Source organism: Gemmata sp. SH-PL17 (assembly GCF_001610855.1).
GTDB lineage: Bacteria > Planctomycetota > Planctomycetia > Gemmatales > Gemmataceae > Gemmata > Gemmata massiliana.
The window spans coordinates 5,327,668-5,345,668 of the sequence record NZ_CP011271.1 but is presented as its reverse complement, the minus strand read 5'-3'; the positions used below and the strand labels follow the sequence as shown (position 1 = coordinate 5,345,668).

The window sequence follows — 18,001 nt, the reverse complement described above, 5'->3', positions numbered from 1 at the left end:
CCCGCGAACGAGTAACCGCGTATTGCCGCCCGAGCCCGAAATTGCAATCTGAGAAGATCCCTGCAGGGTCGTTTAGTTCGTTGGTCTCGGCAGTTGGGTAAAGTTCGGGTATTTCGTCGCCGGTCCTCATATCGGAGACCGGTATGGAAGTCGCGCCGTCGCTGGCCGATGTTCTGGCCACGATTCCCGATCCGCGCGATCCGTCGGGTCGCCGATACCCGCTCCCGGTGTTGTTGAACCTCATGGTCGTCGGCACCCTCGCGGGCATGCGGTCTCTGGAAACCGTCGCCCAGCTTGCACGCGACCACGGAACTCCACTGGCACACGCCCTCGGGTTCCGGTCCGCCAAGACCTCGTGAAAAACCACCCTCTCCAACCTCCTGCGCCGGCTCGACGCCGGTGCCCCGCGCCTGCTATCCCTGAACCGCACGCGCTAGTCCACCGAGAACAACCTGCACCGGGTTCGCGACGTCACCCTCGGTGAGGACGCGAGCCGGGCTCGATGCGGCACCGGCCCGCAAATCCTGGTGCCGACTCGCAACGCCCTGACGCACCTCCTGACCACCGCCAAGCGCCCCAACTTCGCGGCCGCGCTCCGACGATTCGCCGTTCGACCACTCGAAGCGCTTCGACCCACAAACACAACCACACGTTCGACCGAGAACTAAACGGCCCTGGCAGGTCGGGTAACTCGGCTGGACACCGCCGGTGGGCGTGATATGAGGGGCGTCAATTGGCCCCGCGAACCGGCGGAGAATAGCAATGCGCGGAATGGGCTCTCTGGGTCTCGTTGCAGTCGGGCTGGCCGTCGGCATGGCGGCCACGATGTTCTACTTCGGTCAACCCCGGCCCGCGGCCGCGGCGTCCAACGACCGCTTCCAGGACTACATCATGGCGACCGGCGCCGTGTCGGTGAACCCGCGCGTTCAGACCGACGGCGTCTGGCTCCTCGATTACAAGGCCGGCAAGTTGCTCGGCACCGTCATCGACCGCACGCAGGGGAAGATCGTCGGCTGGGCCGAGGTCGATCTCACCACGGAATTCGGGCTAAAGGCGCAGCAAGACGTTCACTTCATGATGACCACGGGTTACGTCACACAGGGCCAGTCGGCGCTGTACCTGTCGGAAACGAGCACCGGGCAGTTCGGCGTGTACACGATGGGACCGGGCGCGAACGGCAACGGGATCGTCATCCGCCGGCACGACATGACGAAGTTCCGCCAGCAGGTCGCCGCACAACCGCAGGTCGGTGTTCCGCCAGCGGCTCCTCTTCCGGGTGCCGGCGCCGCGATTCCGGGCCTCCCGGACCCGTCGACTCCGAACAAAATGCCGTAACCCTTGTGGTACCGATCGGAGCGAACACCCACGGTTTGCCGTGGGTGTTCGCGTTTCTACTGTTCGCGTTTCTACACTAAACGCAGCGAACCGACCGCACTTTCTCCCCGCACGAGCCGGGCGATGATCGACGTTCACATCCACGCCGTTCCGCCGAACCTGCCGGGGGTGGGGTCGCTCTCACCGCTGCTCCGCGAGCCCCCGGAGCGCGTCGCGGCCGAGTTGCGGCGCGAGATGCAGACCGCGGGCGTGTCCCACGCCTTCGCGATGGGGGCGTGGAGCGCGGGGGACGACGACCCGCTCGGCATCAACAGCACGCTGGAGATCACCCCGTTCGTTCCCGGTCTGCGCCCCATCGGGATCGCGGACCCGACGCGGACCGACGCCGAGCACTTCCGCAAGGTGGAACAGCTCCTCGCGAACGGGGCCGTTGTCGCGCTGAAGGGGTACCTCGGGTACCTCCACTTCGAGCCGGCCCACCCGAACTACCAGCGGTACTACGAGCTCGCGGCCCGGTATCGGGTTCCCGTGATGTTCCACACCGGCGACACGTATTCGCCGCAGGCGAAACTGAAATACGCGCACCCGCTCGGCGTCGACGAGGTCGCGGTCGATCACCCGGAGTGCCGGTTCGTGATGTGTCACCTCGGCAACCCGTGGATGACCGACGCGGCCGAGGTGATCTACAAGAACGTCAACGTCTGGGCCGACCTCTCCGGTCTCCTGGTCGGTGACGACGGGAGTTTCGCTTCGGAGGAGGGGCGCGACGCCGCGTCCGAACTCGCGCACGGCATCCGGCGCGCGATGAAGTATTCGGAGCGCCCGAACCGGTTCGTGTACGGCACCGACTGGCCGCTCGCGCCGATGGCCGCGTACCGCGAGTTCATCCGAGATGCCGTGGCCCCCGAGTACCACGAGCAGGTTTTCGAGGAGAACGCCCGGCGCTTGTTCCGCCTGGGCTGAGTGCCTACCCACCCGCGCCCGCGTCGCCCGTGCCCCGAGAACGCCCGGTTCCGACGCGCCAACTTAACACCGCAAACGGAACTCGCCCCGAGCAAGGTGTTGCGGTCCGCCGCGCTCTGCCGTACCCTCTGGTTCTCGCCTCGTTAACTCCCACCCCGTAGGAACTCATCACCCATGAAGAAGATCACCCGCCGAAGCGCCCTTAAATCTGGTGCCGGCGCGATTGCCGCGCCGTTCGTGTGGCGGCTGCACGCGCACGCGGCGCCGAGCGAAACCGTTCTGCACGCGAGCTTCGGCGCCAGCGGCATGGCCGGGGCCGACATCAACGATCTGACCAAGGGTAAGCACCTGAAACTCGTCGCGGTCGCGGAGGTCGACGAGAACCGCGTGGGGAACATCAAGAAGAAGTTCCCCTCGTGCGTCATTTACAAGGACTACCGCCAGCTCCTCGACAAAGAGAAGAGCCTCGACTCGGTGAACGTGTCCACGCCCGACCACATGCACGCGCCGATCACGATGCGCGCCATGAACCGCGGGCTGCACGTGTACGGGCAGAAGCCGCTGACTCAAACGATCCATGAGGCGCGCCGCATCACCGAAGTGGCCGCCGAGAAGAAGCTCGTCACCCAGATGGGCATCCAGATCCACTCGCACCCGGTCCACAAACTCGTCGTCAAACTGGTGCAGGACGGGGCCATCGGGAAGGTGAAAGAGGTCCACTCGTGGAGCGGCAAGTCGTGGGGCGATACGGCCCCGAAGCCGGACAAGAAAGACCCGGTGCCCGCGGGGTTCGACTGGGATCTGTGGCTCGGGGTCGCGAGCGAGCGCCCCTTCATTGGTGGCGACTACTACCACCCCGGAAACTGGCGGAAGCGGCTCGACTTCGGCACCGGCACGTTCGGTGACATGGGGTGCCACATCCTCGACCCGGTGTTCGGCGCGCTCGGCGTCGGGAACCCGCTCACGGTCCGCTCCGAGTTGGCCGCCCCGAACGACTACAACTGGACGCTCGACGTTCAGGTGAAGTACGTGTTCCCGGGAACGAAGTTCACGACCGATACCGTCGCGCTGACGTGGTACAACGGCAAGGTGCTTCCGCCGGCCGAGGTGCAGAAGTTGGTGGGCCGCAAGTTGAACGACCAGGGCTCGATCTACATCGGCGAGAAGGGTGTGATGTATTCGCCGTACATCGCCGCGCCGGTGCTGCTGCCGGCGGACGGCTACAAGGATTTCAAGATGCCCGAAATCAAGGGCGATGACCACTACCTCCAGTTCGTCGAAGCGGTTCGCGGGAACGACAAGACGTCGGCCCCTTTCAGCTACTCCGGCCCGCTCACGGAAATGGTGCTCCTCGGGTGCCTCTCGACCCGGTTCCCCCAAACCGACCTGAAGTGGGACACGAAGGCGCTGAAGTTCACGAACAACGACAAGGCGAACGCCTTCGTGAAGAAGGAATACCGCAAGGGGTTCGAGGTCGAAGGGCTGTGAGTTCGCTGCGGCGCGGAGACCAAGTTCCCGCGCCGTCAGTTTTCGTGAGGAAGACAGAACCGCGGATGAACGCCGAAAACGCAGATCAGAAGAGCAGGGGACAGAAGTCAGAAGGCAGAGAATAGAGATCGTCTTTGTAGCCCCGTGGGGGCGCAGGAGAGTAGCCAGGGGTGAAGCGATAGCGCAACCCCTGGCGAGCTTCCCCCTCGCAACAATACCGCGCTCCCGGTGTTAGGGGTGCTTCGATGTCCACCAGGGGTTGCGCTATCGCTTCACCCCTGGCTACTCTCCTGCGCCCCCACGGGGCTTAAAAACCCAAACACGGACAATCTTCGGTCGGCCATCGGGTTCGCGATCACTTCACCAGTTCCGGGAGGTATTTCACCGGGAGCGTGCCGTGGCTGAGCACCTCTTCGTGGAACTTGCCCAGGTCGAACGCATCGCCCCGCTTGCGCTGCACGTCCTGGCGGAGCCGGTAGAACGCGGTGCGGCCCACAAAGTAGGTCGAGAGCTGCGTGCTGCTCTGCTTCGCGCGGGCGACCTTGCCCACCGCTTCCGCTTCGGTCTGGAACCCGCGCCCCACCAGGAGCTTCATCGCGTCGTCGTCGGTCAGGTTCGCGCAGTGCATCTTGTTGTCCAGGATCGCGTTCAGCACCGCACGAATGTAGAATTTCAGTTGGTGCAAGCGCAGTGACAAGTCGCCGTCGCCGTACCCCTGGTCGAGCATCATCTGCTCGGTGTACACGGCCCAGCCTTCCGCGAACGACCCCGACCACAGCACCTTGCGCACGAGCGACGGGTTGCGGTTCGAGTACGCAAGTTGGACGTAGTGCCCCGGGTACGCTTCGTGGATCGTGAGGATCTGGAGCATCGCCGAGTTGTACTCGCGGAAGAACGTCGCCTGGCGCGCCGGGGGCCAGTCTTTGGGCGGGGGGGCGACCGCGTAGAGGCTGTTGGCCTTCGGGTCGAGCGGCGGGGCCGGGTTCAGGTACGCGGCCGAGAACCCGCGCTGGAACTCGGGCATCGCGATGATCTGGCACGTGTCCGGGTCCGGGAGCGTGAGGATCTTCTTCTCCCGAATGAAGTCTTTGATCTTACTCACGGTTTTCTTCGCGTCGTCGACGATCGTCTCGGGCTTGCCGTGGTCCTTGCCGAGTTCATCGAGCACGGCCTTGATCGTCGCGTGGCGGCCGGTCGCATCATCGGGCGGTAGCACTTTGCCCGGGAACAGTTTGCTCCAAAGCTGCTTGGCGACGTAGTACATCTCGCGCTCGACGCGGTCCGCTTCCGCTTCCGCGATCTTCACCACCTCGTCCGCGGTGAGACCGGCGTCGAGTTCGAGTTCCAGTTTCTTGGCGAACTTCTCTTTACCGAGGCGCCACTCGCCCTTTGATTTCGGGAGCAGCTCCTTTTCGAGCCACGTCTGGTAGTCCTTGAGGGCCTCAACTGCGGCCTTGCACGGCGTCGCGAGCGGTTCGGAGCCGGGCGTCTCCTTCGCGAACTCGTAAATGTCTTTCTCGTAGAACGCGATCGCGCCGATGTTCCGCTTGATCGCGACCTCTGTGAGAATGGCCGGCGGGTTCTTCAGCCCGGCTTTGGCAGCGGCTACGATCTTCGGGATGTGCTTGATGCGCTTGGCCGCGTTCTCGACGTTGCGCTCGCGCGGGAGCGTCGACTGCGTGAGCAGGAGGAACACGCTGTCCGAGATGTACTCGCCGTAGGTCCGCGGGTCGTACTCGAACCGGTTGTCGTTCTCTGCGGACCAGAGTGCGTAGTTGAGGGTGTGCGCCCAGATGCCGTAGTCGATCCGGCCGTCCTGTGAGAGTTTCTTGACGTCGATTTCCTTCGCGAGCGTCGCGACGAGCGCCTTGGCGCGGGCCACGTCCTTGGCACGGGCCTCGGGCGAGAGATCGTCGAGCTGGTCGTCGAAGTCGTGGTTGCCCTGTTGAGTTGCGAACAGCGGGTGCTTCTGAAACTCTTCGTCGAGGTAGCTCTGGAACAGGCTTTTGAGGCGCGTGTCTTCCGCGGCCGGTTGCGCCGCGGGGGCATCGGTGGGCGAAATCATGACTCCGATCCCCAAAAGGGCGACGGCGGGGAACAACAAGCGTGACATCAGCGGCTCCTGCGCGGTAGTGGCGTCTTCGCCAGACTACAACCCGGTGGCGCGAATGTCCGCCGTCCGACGCACTGGTGAGTGGAAGTGAGGGATCCGTCAACGGGACAGTGTGGAGAGAAATCCGCCGCGGATGAACGCAGCGGATTTTTTCTAGGCCGGCAAACCTCGCTGGTGAGGTCGCAATTCACCGGTGAATCGCGTGAGTGGACGGTTGCTCATGCGATCTATTTCAAGCCGGTTTCGATCGTCACCAGCGAGGTTTGCCGGCCTAGATTTTTTCGGCTTCTGGAGAGCTGGACCTCATTCTGTGTCCGCCCCAACCGCCTCGTTCGGGCAGGCACCTTTAAACAACTGCCCCGCTGTCGGTGACGGGCGGTTAGCGAGGGCTTTTCCCGGTACTCTCGCGCCGGCCGTGCCCGTGATGTAGGTCGGGCCGCGTTGACGGGTTACAGGGTCGGGCCGATGGACCACGGGGCGAATTCTTCTTCGCCGACGCCGTTGAGTTCGCTCTTGGTCTTCTCGCCGCTCGCGACCGAGAGCACCTTCTCGAAAATCTCTTGGCCCACGGCTTCCACCGACACTCCGGTGAGAACCTTGCCGGCGTCGATATCCATGTCGCCGATCATGTGCGTGTAGAGCGGCGTGTTCGTGGCGACTTTCACGCACGGGGCCGGCTTGCACCCGAACACGCTCCCGCGCCCGGTCGTGAACACGCACACGTTCGCGCCGCCGGCCACGATGCCGGTCATGCTCACGGGGTCGTAGCCCGGGGTGTCCATCACCACGAACCCCTTCGCCGTGACCGGTTCCGCGTACCGGTAGACGTCCACCATCGCGGTGCCGCCGGCCTTCGCGATCGCGCCCAGCGACTTCTCGTAGATCGTCGTGAGTCCGCCTTCTTTGTTCCCGGGGCTAGGGTTGTTGTTGATTTCGGCCCCGAACATCGACGTGTACCACTCCCACCACTTGATCCGCTCGACCAGTTTCTCGCCGACCTCTTTCGATACGGCGCGGCGCGTGAGGATGTGCTCGGCACCGTAGATTTCGGTCGTTTCGCCCAGAACGCTCGTGCCGCCCTGCTGAACCATCATGTCACTGGCGACGCCCAGAGCCGGGTTCGCGGTCACCCCACTGTTGCCGTCCGAGCCGCCGCAGTTCGTACCGAGGATCAGGTGCTTGGCGGGGAGTTGCACGCGGCGCACGTCGTTCACGCGAGGGAGCATCTCCGCGACCGCCTGAACGCCGGCTTCGACGGTTTTGCCGATCCCGCCGCACTCCTGAATCGAAAGCGCGAGTGGCGTGCCCTTCTTACCGTCGAGTTGGAGCAGGTTCAGCTTCTCGTTTTCGATCAAGTGGGACGCCTGAACGATTTCGCACCCCAATCCAACGAGCAGATACGCCGCGACGTTAGGGTGACGGGCGAAGCCCGCGAGCGTGCGGTCGAGTTGCTGGTGGTCCGGGCCGTCGAACTGCATCCCGCAGCCCTGCCGGTGAACGATCGCGATCACGCCGTCCACGTTCGGGTAGTCCTTCAGCAGGCCCAGTGCGCGGACGCGGTCCGCGATGTACTTACTCGTGCTGGCGGAGCAGTTCACGGTACTGATGACCGCCAAATAGTTGCGCGTCCCGTACCGTTGGTGGGGCGCCCGCCCCTCGCCGCGGTCGAACCCCATGAACGTGCGGTACTCGGCCGGCGGGGGCAGCGGTGCGGGGATCTGGCTCGCGTAGGCGTAGTCGCGCTCGAACGCGCCGGCGGTCACATTGTGGACGTGGACGTGCTCGCCCGGGGCCACGTTGCGCCCCGCGAACCCGATCACTTGGCCGTACTTGTGAATCGGATCCCCTTCTTTGATCGGAACAACCGCGAACTTGTGCCCCATCCCGATGCCCTTGGCGAGCGTGAACGTGCCACCATCGAATGCGAACGTGGTGCCGGACGGGATCGGCTTGCGGGCGACCGCGACGTTGTCCTGCGGGCGGAGGTGAACGGCAAACTCACTGATCGGAACGGCCATTTCCGGCTCCAAGGGGAGAGAACGTCCGGGACATTCTCGAAGGGTGTGTGAAGTTCAACTTAGCGGTTCGTGAGCGGGTGTGTAAATGGAACCGCGGGGCGATTCCAGCTCAGGTTCGCGCGGTGGGAGCGTGTCTGTCGTGTCGGGTTTAGTGGTTGTACCGCTCGCCCGGCGCCGAAACGAAAACGGATCGATTTGAGTCAGTGGGGCGCGTTGCGATGAGGCGCACGGGGGGTAGAATATCAAAACTCCGTAACCCCCACCGTGTCCGATCCTGGCGCGTCCTTCTATCTTGACGGCCAACACGGGGTTAGTTGTCATGGGCGCAATTTCAATCGGCCGCGGGTCGCGGAAAGGTCGGGCGATGGATAAGGCACTCTGCTTTGGGGCACTTGGTGTTGGTGCCCTCATGCTGTTGGTGTTCCTGCTCGATCTGGTCGCCAAGGTTCCGTTCGGCGGCGGCCCGTTCGTTATCGTCGATATTTTTGGTCTGCTCGCATCCGCAGTTGTGGTTTATCTCGGGTGGAACGCTTCCCGCGACCTGAAATAACTGGCGGAATCGACCATCGGTCGAAAACGAGTGCGAACAGGAAGGGGGTAATGACCTCTTCCTGTTGTGTTTTTAGTGCTTGGCCTCAACACGTGTCAGTTCAACCACGGCCTGAATCAGCCCATCTTCTGTGAAGGTTTTGGCTTCAGCCGCAACTGGAAGTCCCAATTCACGGATCGCGTTGCCGGTTTCCGGGCTAATCGCAACGAGGCAGACATCGCCGCGCTCGACGCGCCCGCGAATCGTTTCGTCAAAGCTAGCGATCACTCCACGCGCAATGTTAGAGCTGGGTAGTGTGACGTAACGGATTTCCCCGCGCCGGAGTGAGTCGAGAACGGTCGCGCTGAGGGTCGTTACGTCCACCTGGTCGTACACCGCGATTTGGTCCACGGTCGCGATCTTCGCGAGTTCGTCGCGGAGCAGTTCGCGCCCGCGGTTGGCTCGCGCGAGCAGCACGCGCTGGCCCACAACATGAGGCTTCAGTGCTTCGACCAGCCCTTCGGACGAGAAGTTGGTCGCGGGGACGATGTCGGCTCGGAGCCGGTATTCGCGGAGCACATCGGCCGTTTTGGGGCCGATCGCGGCCAGTTTGATGTGACCCAAATCGCGCAGGTCGCGCCCGACGGCGTCGAGTCGGCGGAGCAGGGCGTGGACCCCGTTCGCGCTCGTGAACACGAGCCAGTCCCACTCGCCGCGTCGAATCTGCTCCAGCCCGCGATCAACGAGTGTGAAGTCGTCGCGCTCGCGAATTTCTACCGCGTGCAGGCGCGAAACGACCGCGCCGAGGAGTTCGAGCTTTCGCACCATGCCCGAAGCTTGGTGCGCGGGCCGCGTGACGAGTACGCGCTGGCCGAACAGCGGGCGGTTCTCGAACCACGGTTGGGGCGCGCGGTGCGCGACGGTGTCACCGACGAGGATCAGGCCCGGGGCTTCCAGTCCCGCGTGGCGCCGGGCTTCTTCGAGGTTGCCCAACGTGGCGGATACCGACCGCTGCTCACCCGTTGAAGCCCGTTCGATGATTGCCGCGGGCGTGTCGGGAGCTTTCCCGTATTTGAGTAACTCGCCGACAATTACCGGGAGCCGGGCGATTCCCATGTAAATCGCCAGCGTGCCCGGGAACGCGGCGAGCGCCTTCCAATCGAGCTTATTGCCGGGCTTGTTGGGCAGTTCATGCCCGGTGACGAGAGCGATACTGCTCGCGTACATCCGATGCGTGAGTGGGATTTCCAGATACGCGCCCGCGGCCAGTGCTGCGGTGACGCCGGGCACGATCTCGTAAGTGAGGCCGGCCGCGCGGAGCGCTTCGGCCTCCTCGCCCCCGCGCCCAAAGATGAGCGGGTCGCCGCCCTTGAGCCGCACGACGGTTTTACCCGCGTTGGCGGTTTCGATGAGCTTCTTGTGGATGTGTGGGTACTTGTCCGGGTGGTTCCCGGGCAGGTCGCGCACGCAGAGGCGCTCGGCGTGCGGCGGCGCGAGGTCGAGTAAGCGCTCGGGGACGAGTTGGTCGTAGAGCACCAGGTCGGCGCGCCCCAACACCTCGGCACCGCGGACGGTGAGTAGACCGGGGCTGCCGGGGCCGGCGCCGACGAGAAACACGAACGGGTTCGCGGGGTCTGGGGTCATAGCGCTCAGAAGGCGGCGGGTGGGGACGGGCGCCGTCCCACCTTTCGCTCTCCGCCTTCAATTACACGGCCACTTCGTCGGCCGCTTCGGAATCGGTGTCTTCGCTCGGGTCGAACCCGGGGAACTGGTGGCAGATGAGGATGCCCACCATATACAGCCCGAACATCGGTACGAACAGGTAGAGCATCGTGATGACGTCGGGCGTGGGCGTGATGATCGCCGCGAAGAACGCGATGATGATGCACGCATAGCGCCACTTGGTGAGGTAGTCCTCGGCGGTAAAGATCCCGATCCGGTTCAGGAACACCATCACGAGCGGGGTCTGAAACGAGACCCCGAACACGAGCGGCAGGATGATCGCGAGGCTGAGCCACTCGTTGAGCCGGATGTCCGGGTCGAACCCGAGGATCTCGTTAAATTTCAGGAGCGCTTTCACTGCCCCCGGGAGGACGACGAACTGACAGAGAACGACGCCGGCGATGAAGAGGAACACACTCGGCCCGAAAAAGAGGTAAGCGTACCGCTTTTCGTGCGGGTACAGGCCCGCGCCCACGAACGCCCAGAACTGGTACAGGATGAACGGGCACGCGATGACGACCCCGCACAGGAGCGACACCTTGAAGTACACGACCATCGATTCTTGCGCGCTCAAGGTCGTCAGGTACTTCTTGCTCTCCATCAGCCCCTCGCCCTTGCTGCTCAGGTTGCTGATGTGCGCCGGGTAGACTTTGAGTTTAACGGGCAGTTCCTCAGGCGCATCAGCTTTGGGCGCACCGAAGGCCGGAGTTAGTGCCTTCACGGGGATGAACACCGGCATCTCCTCGGGCGCGCCGAGGAGCTTGCGCCGTTCCTCGGCCGTCAGCGCGCTGAGGTTGTACTCGTTTTCCTCTAACTTCTGACGGACCCTTGCGATTTCTTCCGGGGTGGAATCGGTGAGCTGCGCCAGTTTTTCGTCGGCCGACTTCTTTGCCGCCCGGAAATAGAAGTCCCGCGTCTGTTGTTTGACGGGTTCGGTAATGACGTCCAACATGGGCATCCCGATGCCGATGTTGTCGTTCCCGACCGATTTCCCGACGAAGTCCAGAACGAAGCCGATCACCAGGAAGAACAGCAGCCACTTCAGCGCGTTCAGCATCCGGTAGCGGAGTTCCTCAATGTGCTCGCCCAGGGACATCCGCGTGTCCTTGAACATGTCATCGGGGTACTCGTCGTACTTTTTCGCGAGCGTTTGAATCGCTTTGGTGGGCATGACGCCGAACCCCGCGCTGGGATAACCCAACCCGAGGCGAAGGTGCCCGACCGGTTGGCAAAAGTGGGTGCGTGCGGAAGGTCAGGGATTATCGTATGAAGCGGGACGCGGGTACACAAGACAAGCTCGGGGACCGTGCAGAGAGGATGGGGTAAGGTGTCGGGTAACCGGTGCCGGGAGTTCCGGTCGCACGGGTGCTGCGCAGGGGCATTGGGCCGGGTATTTGCTTCGAGGTAGAGTGGGGCTGGACTGAAGGGCGATAATGCCCTTGCGAACGGATTCGTGCGTTTCAGGAGCGAGCCATGCGCCGGCGCTTAATTGTCATGTCCCTGATCGCGTTGGCCGGATGCAACCGGTTCGCGGGACCGCGGGAGACCCGTCAGTTGGACCGCGCCGACGGGCGCGCCCCGGACGGTACCCGTTACTCGATCGACGAGCAGAAGATCCGCGGGCGCGAGCGGCTCTCGATCTCGGAAGACGATTTTCGCATCGGTCCGAAGGGTTTCATCGATCGCCCCAGTCCCACCGGGCGCTAACCGGAACGGGTATAATCGTCGCATGACGCTCGACCGCGACGCCATTATCGGTTCGGTGCTCGGTCTCGCGGTCGGCGACGCGCTGGGGTTGCCGTGCGAGAACTTGTCCCCACGGCGCGCGAAGAAACTGTTTCCGCACCTCGATCGCTACCAATTCTTCTTCCGCCGCGGTCTATTTTCCGATGACACCGAGCACTCGTGCTTGACCGGACAGGCGCTGCTGGTTTCCGGTGGGGATGCTGTGAAATTCCAGCGCGACCTCGCGCGCCGGCTCCGCTGGTGGGCCGCAGGGATACCGGCCGGGACTGGGCGCGCCACGATCCGCGCGTGCGCGAAGTTGTGGCTCGGCTGGGCGCCGGACCGGAGCGGCGTCTTTTCGGCTGGTAACGGTCCGGCGATGCGTGTGCCGATTCTCGGTTTGTGCTTCGGGCCAGACCCCGAACGCTTGAAACACTTCGTGCGCATGTCCACGCGCATCACACACACCGACCCGAAAGCCGAAGTGGGGGCACTCGCGGTCGCGTGGGCTACTTACCACGCGGCTAAAACTCGAACGGAAACTTTGTCGGAACCGGCACAATTCCTGGCGGAACTCCGCGAACTACTCGGTGTCGAGCCGGCCGCGGAGCCGTTACTCGAATCGCTCGAAGTGGCTGGGAAGAATTTACATTTGGGGCGAACGACAGAAGAATTTGCGCTCGACCTCGGGTTGAAACGCGGTGCCACCGGTTACATGTACCACACGGTTCCGGTGGCGCTGTATGCGTGGTTGCGGTACCCGGACGACTTCCGCACAGCAGTTCAGTCGGCGATCCGATGCGGTGGGGACACGGACACGACTGCGGCGATTACGGGGTCACTCGTCGGTGCTCGGGTCGGCAAAGCGGGCATCCCGGCGGAGTGGCTTCGCGGAGCGATCGACTGGCCGCGCTCGGTTCGGTGGGTGGAGAAACTCGCCGGCCGCGTCGCGGAGGGAAAGTGGCTGAGCACTCCTCAGCACGCTGAGCCGCTCGCGGTGTGGGCGCTGCCGATCAGGAACGCGGTGTTCTTTGTGTGGGTGCTGGTTCACGCCGCCCGACGGCTGCTCCCACCGTATTGACCGGTCCGTTCGCGCGGAGAAATACGGGCCGGGCGGGGATTTCGTTGCCTTCTTGCAGCGCGGCGCGCACCATGAGCGTATCCGCTGCACATCACTCGTTAGCCGGAGGTCCGTCATGGGGCTGCGTGATTGGGTGTCGGGGCAGTTCATCGACATCATTGAGTGGACCGAACCGAGCCAGAACGAGATCCTCGCGCACCGGTTCACGCGCCACAAAAACGAGATCAAGAACGGCGCCAAACTCGTTGTGCGCGAGGGGCAGGCCGCGGGGTTCGTGAAGGAGGGGCAACTCGCAGACGTCAAAGTGCCGGGCATGTACACGCTCGACACGAAGAACATGCCCATCCTCTCCACCATCCTCGGGTGGAAGTACGGGTTCGAGTCGCCGTTCAAGTGCGAGGTGTACTTCATCTCCACGCGACAGTGGACGAACCAGAAGTGGGGCACGCAGAACCCGATCATGTACCGCGACCCGGAGTTCGGCCCGGTGCGGCTGCGGGCGTTCGGGAATTACGCCTTTAAGGTCACCGACCCGGGCACGTTCCTGAAGGAGCTCGTTTCGACCGACCCGTCGTTCGAGCTGTACGAGATTTCCGCACAGTTCCGCAACGTGGTCGTGTCGCGGTTCATCGACGCGCTCGGTGCGTCGCGCATCCCGATGCTCGATCTCGCGGGGAACTACGAGAAGGTCGGGAAGATCGCGCTCGAGCGCATCGCGCCGGAAATGGCGAAGATGGGCGTCTCCCTGACGCAGTTCTTCGTCGAGAACATCTCCCTTCCGCCCGAGGTCGAAGCGGCCCTCGACAAGCGCTCGCAGATGTCGGTGCTCGGCAACCTCGATCAGTACACGAAGTTCCAGACGGCCGAAGCGATCCCCACGGCCGCGGCGAACCCGGGCGGTTTGGCCGGGATGGGTGCGGGCCTCGGTGCGGGACTGGCCGTGGGGCAGCAGATGGGTGGGGCTTTTGCCGGTGCAGCGGGGGCGCCGGGCGTTGTGACGCCCGGCAACACGACTTCCCCCGCCACCGCGAGCGCTCCGCCCCCACTCCCGACCGCGGTCACGTTCCATGCGGCAATCAACGGTGCCCAGGCCGGGCCGTTCGATCTGGCAACACTGGCCGCGCACATCAATTCGGGCACCATCAATCGTGCTTCACTGGTGTGGAGGCCGGGCATGGCGGGTTGGGCCGCGGCTGAAACCGTGCCCGAACTGGCCTCACTCTTCGCTGCGGCACCGCCGCCACTTCCGGGGTAAGCTCAAAATCCCAAATCCGAAATTCAAAAAGAGGCAGCGGTTGTCTTCTTTTTGAATTTCGTGCTTCGAGTTTCGATTTTGATATGAGCACACCTCCTCCGCTCCCGTCGTCCGATCCGCCCCCGCTGCCCCCTGCGACCAAACCGCAGGTGGACAAGGAACCGACGGTTTCGAGCGCGCCCCCGAAGGGCAAACTCTTTCCGTGCTTGAATTGCGGAGCGAAGGTCGAGTTCGATCCGCGTGAGCGCGCACTCAAGTGCCCGTACTGCGGTCACACGTCGGACGTCGAAGCGGGCGGCGCGGAGGTCGAGGAGCGCGACTTCAACGAGTACGCCAGCAAGCTCGTGAAGGGCAACGTCGGTGGGATCGCGGGGCGCTCCACACAGACGAAGTGCAGCGGGTGCGGGGCGATGGTGCTCCTCGAAGATAAAGTCGTCACGGATATTTGTCCGTTTTGCAGTACGCACCTCGAGAACAAGCCCGAAGTCGTTGAGGGGATGCTCCCGCCGGAGTCGGTGATCCCGTTCGCGGTGGACTTGCGGGCGGCGCGCGAGTCGTTCGACAAATGGCTCCACGGGCTCTGGTTCGCGCCAACGGAACTGAAGAAACTCGCGAACCTGGGTCAACTCGCCGGCGTGTACCTGCCGTACTGGACCTACGACGCGATGACGTACACGAAGTATCGCGGGATGCGCGGCGACGACTACCAAGAAACGGAGTATTACACCGAGAAAGATAACAACGGGAACGAGGTCGAGCGCAGTCGCACGGTGACGAAAACGAACTGGTACCCGGTTACGGGTGAGGTGCAGCACTTCTTCGACGATATGCTCGTGTGCGGCTCGAAGAGTATCCCCGCGCACCTCATCAGCGGACTCGAACCGTGGGACACGGGGGAACTCGAACCTTTTCAGGATTCGTTCCTCGCAGGTCTGAAGACGGAACGGTACGCGGTGGATCTGAAAGACGGCCTCGTGGTCGCGAAGGAGATGATGCAGCCGAAAATCCGTCACCTCATTGTGCGGGACATCGGCGGCGACCACCAGCGCATTGAAATGACCGATACGCGGTACCTCGGTATCACGTTCAAGCACTGCTTGCTCCCCGTGTGGCTGGCGAACTATCACTACCAACAGAAATTGTTCCAGATCCTTATCAACGGGCGCACGGGTAAGGTGTCCGGCGAGCGGCCGTGGAGCTTCTGGAAGATCTTCCGGCTCGTCGCGGCTATTTTGATCGTCATCGGGGTGATTGCCGCCGTGGTGATGGCGACATCGAAGAAGGGCGGGAGCGAAGCGCCGAAGGCTCCCCAAAACCGGAAGGCGGCGCTGGGAGTTGTGCCGCCCGCATTTGCAGCCGTTGATGCACACACCGGGCACCAGAGTTTACCAAGTTCGAGGAGGCGACATGGCGGGGCGGATCGGGATGCGGACGGGCGAGGCACTCGTCGAGGGCGACAAGGACTACCTCTGCGCCGAACCGGAAATCGTCATCGGTGAATTGGACGGCCCGGTGGGAACCGCGCTGGCCACGCTCGTCGGCGATCAGACGAAGGGGCACACGAAGGTGTTCGCGATCCTGAACAGTGACGTTCAGGTGCGCCCCGCGACGCTGATGGTGAGCAAGGTGACCGTGGCCAGCTCGCGGTACACGAACATCCTCATGGGGAGCGTTCAGGCGGGCATCGCGAACGGCGTTCTCGACGCCGTTCGTGCGGGCATCATCCCAAAGGAAAAAGCCAACGATCTGGGTATCATTTACTCGGTCTGGCTCGACCCATCGGTGCTCGCCGTCGATCCCAAAGAGGTCGATTATCAAGGGCTTTTCAACGTGAACCGGGAAGCGACGGTGAAGGCGATCCGCAAGGCCCTGGCGAACGAACCGAGCATCGACTGGCTCCTCGAAAACCAGGACAAAGTGACCCACTACTTCCACCAACTCGGGGTCGACGGAAAGCTGTAGGGTAGGCGCGTGTTCCGGTGACAGATCCGCGCATCCGTGTTCTTGTGTGCCCCGTGCCACCGGCGGCACACCTGCTCCGCACGCACGGGATTTTTCACCCCAGCCGGTCTCGTGTGAATCGACACGAACCACAGCGCGCCCGGCCCCAATCACGGGCAGCCCGCGTAGCGCGTCGGACCGTCCTCGGTCCTGGTCCCAGTCGCGCTCGATCGGGGTCCGTTGACTGAGGGGGGAACACGCATCCGTCGTATCGAGCACCGACACGAACCGTTTATTTCGCCCCGTGAACCGCGGGGAGCATCACGACGAGGGCACGCACGGCCCGGCCCCCACTCAGAACCAGAATTGCAGCGGCGATCACCCTGGCGCCGCCGAAGCGCTACGCGGTCGAACCATCGGCTTTGAGCGCCGAGAACCCGGGAATCAACTTCGGCTCGTCCGTGCGCGGGTCGGTTTCGGTGGTGCTGAACCCGTTGAGTTCCTGCAGCACCCGTTCGACGTCCGGTTCGCCCGAAATGCGGCTCGCGGTACCGTCCAGCTTCTGGGGGTGAACGGGTTCGTAGTCCCAGGTGAGGTTCAGGAGCGGTGCGTCTTTCGGGTCGGTTGACCCGGCGTACAGCGCCTTCAACCGCTTCCCGAACTGGTACACGAACCACGCATCCGAGCGCGCGTCGCCGACCGGGGCCAGCACTCTGTTGTGCCGCTGGAGGAGCCGCTGAGTATTGGTCAGCGTTCCTTCTTTTTCGACGTGACTCGCGGCCGGGATGAAGAACACTTCGGTTTTCACCTCCGACGGGGGCGGGCCGTTCGGGTCGGCCTTCCAGAACACCGCGCTCTCGGTCTCGAACCAGTCGGCGACGACCAGCCAGTCGAGGTTGCGCAGGGCCGCGCGCTGGAGCTTGGCGTTCATCCCGTCCCCGGCCGGGTTCTGGCCGAACAGGAAGAACCCGGTCACTTCGCCGCGCGCCATGCGGTCGAAGGTGACGAGGTGCGAGTGGTCCCCGGCCACGCGCGGCAACCAGCCGAACCCGAACTCGTTCTCCGGGGTCGCCGCCGGGCCGTAGTACACCTTCAGGAGAGAAACGACGAACGACGGGAAGTTCGCCCAGTACCCGGTCGGCATTCCCTCCTTCTCGATGTGCCCCTCGAGTATTTCGTGGTCGGCGTCCGCGACGGGTTGCGGGAGGTACCCGGGCAGCGTGTCGTACAGCGTGGAAACGTCGGTACTGCCCTGGATGCTGGAGTGCCCGCGCATCGCCGTGATCCCGCCCCCGTGCCGCCCCACGTTGCCCAGGAGCAGTTGCAGGATGCCCGCGGTGCGGATGATCTGGACCCCGGTCGTGTGTTGGGTCCAGCCCACCGCGTACACGATCGCGCTGGTGCGCTCGCGCCCCGAATTGGCGCAGAGCAGCTCCGCGACGCGGACGAGTTCTTCGGGCCGGCACCCGCACACGTCCGGCGTGTAGCGCGCGAAGTGCCGGCGCAGCAACTGGAACACGCAGCGCGGGTGCTGGAGCGTCGGATCGGTTCGCGGAACGCCGCCGGGATCGGCCACGCCCATGAGCCCGTACCCGTGCGTTCCGTGTCGCCCCGGCTCGGACTTCGTCGCGCGGGAACCAGACGAGGTACGGTTCCCGGGTGCCCTTGTTCGTCTACACATCGGCCGGTACGGGAGCCGGCCTTGCGCACGGTTTCGAGGAATACCGCAAGTGGCCGCCGGGCTGCGGGCGGTATCGGGGGCACGGCCACGGTTGCCGGAGCGGGCGGTAAGTCCGCGGGGAATCGGCGGACGCGCGTTCCGAAATCGAGT

The 18,001-nt window shown here is 63.9% G+C and carries 14 protein-coding genes and 1 pseudogene; 10 read left to right on the top strand and 5 right to left on the bottom strand.

Features of this window, described 5'->3' with window-relative positions; genetic code table 11:
• Nucleotides 1-143 precede the first annotated feature (143 nt).
• The 4 genes from VT84_RS21925 to VT84_RS21910 all read left to right on the top strand — a co-directional run bounded on the left by VT84_RS21925 (nt 144) and on the right by VT84_RS21910 (nt 3,786).
• The gene (locus VT84_RS21925) at nt 144-359 is read left to right on the top strand and encodes a transposase family protein (protein ID WP_052552000.1); all 216 of its coding nucleotides are present in this window, start codon (nt 144-146) and stop codon (nt 357-359) included.
• Between the two features lie 403 nt (nt 360-762).
• Complete coding sequence (locus VT84_RS21920) at nt 763-1,335, top strand: hypothetical protein (RefSeq protein ID WP_052551997.1); 573 nt, start codon at nt 763-765, stop codon at nt 1,333-1,335.
• A gap of 123 nt (nt 1,336-1,458) precedes the next feature.
• Nucleotides 1,459-2,298 carry an amidohydrolase family protein gene (locus VT84_RS21915; RefSeq protein ID WP_052551995.1) on the top strand — a complete coding sequence of 280 codons (840 nt, stop codon included), beginning with the start codon at nt 1,459-1,461 and terminating at the stop codon, nt 2,296-2,298.
• Between the two features lie 174 nt (nt 2,299-2,472).
• A complete protein-coding gene (locus VT84_RS21910) occupies nt 2,473-3,786 on the top strand; it encodes a Gfo/Idh/MocA family protein (RefSeq protein ID WP_082840994.1) in 1,314 nt (437 codons plus the stop codon).
• A gap of 355 nt (nt 3,787-4,141) precedes the next feature.
• On the opposite strand, the gene VT84_RS21905 is transcribed toward VT84_RS21910, so the two are convergent.
• Both VT84_RS21905 and VT84_RS21900 read right to left on the bottom strand, forming a co-directional pair.
• On the bottom strand, nt 4,142-5,899 hold the full coding sequence (locus tag VT84_RS21905; RefSeq protein ID WP_082840993.1) for a DUF885 domain-containing protein: 1,758 nt from the start codon (nt 5,897-5,899) through the stop codon (nt 4,142-4,144).
• Between the two features lie 449 nt (nt 5,900-6,348).
• On the bottom strand, nt 6,349-7,917 hold the full coding sequence (locus VT84_RS21900; protein WP_082840992.1) for a UxaA family hydrolase: 1,569 nt from the start codon (nt 7,915-7,917) through the stop codon (nt 6,349-6,351).
• Nucleotides 7,918-8,281: 364 nt separating this feature from the next.
• Here VT84_RS21900 and VT84_RS21895 point away from each other — a divergent pair, with 364 nt between their 5' ends.
• Nucleotides 8,282-8,467: a hypothetical protein gene (locus VT84_RS21895; protein ID WP_052551989.1), complete on the top strand. Its 186-nt coding sequence runs from the start codon at nt 8,282-8,284 to the stop codon at nt 8,465-8,467.
• Between the two features lie 72 nt (nt 8,468-8,539).
• On the opposite strand, the gene cobA is transcribed toward VT84_RS21895, so the two are convergent.
• Together cobA and tatC are read right to left on the bottom strand one after the other, a co-directional pair.
• Nucleotides 8,540-10,090 carry a uroporphyrinogen-III C-methyltransferase gene (gene cobA, locus VT84_RS21890; RefSeq protein ID WP_082840991.1) on the bottom strand — a complete coding sequence of 517 codons (1,551 nt, stop codon included), beginning with the start codon at nt 10,088-10,090 and terminating at the stop codon, nt 8,540-8,542.
• Between the two features lie 61 nt (nt 10,091-10,151).
• Nucleotides 10,152-11,339 (bottom strand): twin-arginine translocase subunit TatC, encoded by a 1,188-nt coding sequence (tatC, locus tag VT84_RS21885; RefSeq protein WP_052551986.1) that lies wholly within the window; start codon nt 11,337-11,339, stop codon nt 10,152-10,154.
• A 302-nt stretch (nt 11,340-11,641) separates the two neighbouring features.
• On the opposite strand from tatC, the gene VT84_RS21880 reads away from it, so the two are divergent.
• The 5 genes from VT84_RS21880 to fae all read left to right on the top strand — a co-directional run bounded on the left by VT84_RS21880 (nt 11,642) and on the right by fae (nt 16,191).
• A complete protein-coding gene (locus VT84_RS21880) occupies nt 11,642-11,875 on the top strand; it encodes a hypothetical protein (RefSeq protein WP_052551984.1) in 234 nt (77 codons plus the stop codon).
• Between the two features lie 22 nt (nt 11,876-11,897).
• Nucleotides 11,898-12,974: an ADP-ribosylglycohydrolase family protein gene (locus tag VT84_RS21875; protein ID WP_052551983.1), complete on the top strand. Its 1,077-nt coding sequence runs from the start codon at nt 11,898-11,900 to the stop codon at nt 12,972-12,974.
• 115 nt (nt 12,975-13,089) lie between these two features.
• Nucleotides 13,090-14,229 (top strand): SPFH domain-containing protein, encoded by a 1,140-nt coding sequence (locus tag VT84_RS21870; RefSeq protein WP_052551982.1) that lies wholly within the window; start codon nt 13,090-13,092, stop codon nt 14,227-14,229.
• Nucleotides 14,230-14,312: 83 nt separating this feature from the next.
• Nucleotides 14,313-15,728, top strand: a complete 1,416-nt coding sequence (locus VT84_RS21865) for a hypothetical protein (RefSeq protein WP_204249618.1) — start codon at nt 14,313-14,315, stop codon at nt 15,726-15,728.
• Complete coding sequence (gene fae, locus VT84_RS21860; RefSeq protein WP_052551979.1) at nt 15,637-16,191, top strand: formaldehyde-activating enzyme; 555 nt, start codon at nt 15,637-15,639, stop codon at nt 16,189-16,191. Before VT84_RS21865 ends, fae begins: the two co-directional genes overlap by 92 nt.
• A gap of 382 nt (nt 16,192-16,573) precedes the next feature.
• On the opposite strand, the pseudogene VT84_RS21855 reads toward fae, so the two are convergent.
• A pseudogene (locus VT84_RS21855) lies at nt 16,574-17,815 on the bottom strand (formate dehydrogenase); the annotation flags it as partial.
• Nucleotides 17,816-18,001 lie beyond the last annotated feature (186 nt).

Excerpts from the sequence above, each read along its gene's own strand:
- VT84_RS21925 (WP_052552000.1), top strand. The coding sequence starts at position 144 with ATGGAAGTCGCGCCGTCGCTGGCCGATGTTCTGGCCACGATTCCCGAT.
- VT84_RS21920 (WP_052551997.1), top strand. The coding sequence starts at position 763 with ATGCGCGGAATGGGCTCTCTGGGTCTCGTTGCAGTCGGGCTGGCCGTC.
- VT84_RS21915 (WP_052551995.1), top strand. The coding sequence starts at position 1,459 with ATGATCGACGTTCACATCCACGCCGTTCCGCCGAACCTGCCGGGGGTG.
- VT84_RS21910 (WP_082840994.1), top strand. The coding sequence starts at position 2,473 with ATGAAGAAGATCACCCGCCGAAGCGCCCTTAAATCTGGTGCCGGCGCG.
- VT84_RS21905 (WP_082840993.1), bottom strand. The coding sequence starts at position 5,899 with ATGTCACGCTTGTTGTTCCCCGCCGTCGCCCTTTTGGGGATCGGAGTC.
- VT84_RS21900 (WP_082840992.1), bottom strand. The coding sequence starts at position 7,917 with ATGGCCGTTCCGATCAGTGAGTTTGCCGTTCACCTCCGCCCGCAGGAC.
- VT84_RS21895 (WP_052551989.1), top strand. The coding sequence starts at position 8,282 with ATGGATAAGGCACTCTGCTTTGGGGCACTTGGTGTTGGTGCCCTCATG.
- cobA (WP_082840991.1), bottom strand. The coding sequence starts at position 10,090 with ATGACCCCAGACCCCGCGAACCCGTTCGTGTTTCTCGTCGGCGCCGGC.
- tatC (WP_052551986.1), bottom strand. The coding sequence starts at position 11,339 with ATGCCCACCAAAGCGATTCAAACGCTCGCGAAAAAGTACGACGAGTAC.
- VT84_RS21880 (WP_052551984.1), top strand. The coding sequence starts at position 11,642 with ATGCGCCGGCGCTTAATTGTCATGTCCCTGATCGCGTTGGCCGGATGC.
- VT84_RS21875 (WP_052551983.1), top strand. The coding sequence starts at position 11,898 with ATGACGCTCGACCGCGACGCCATTATCGGTTCGGTGCTCGGTCTCGCG.
- VT84_RS21870 (WP_052551982.1), top strand. The coding sequence starts at position 13,090 with ATGGGGCTGCGTGATTGGGTGTCGGGGCAGTTCATCGACATCATTGAG.
- VT84_RS21865 (WP_204249618.1), top strand. The coding sequence starts at position 14,313 with ATGAGCACACCTCCTCCGCTCCCGTCGTCCGATCCGCCCCCGCTGCCC.
- fae (WP_052551979.1), top strand. The coding sequence starts at position 15,637 with ATGGCGGGGCGGATCGGGATGCGGACGGGCGAGGCACTCGTCGAGGGC.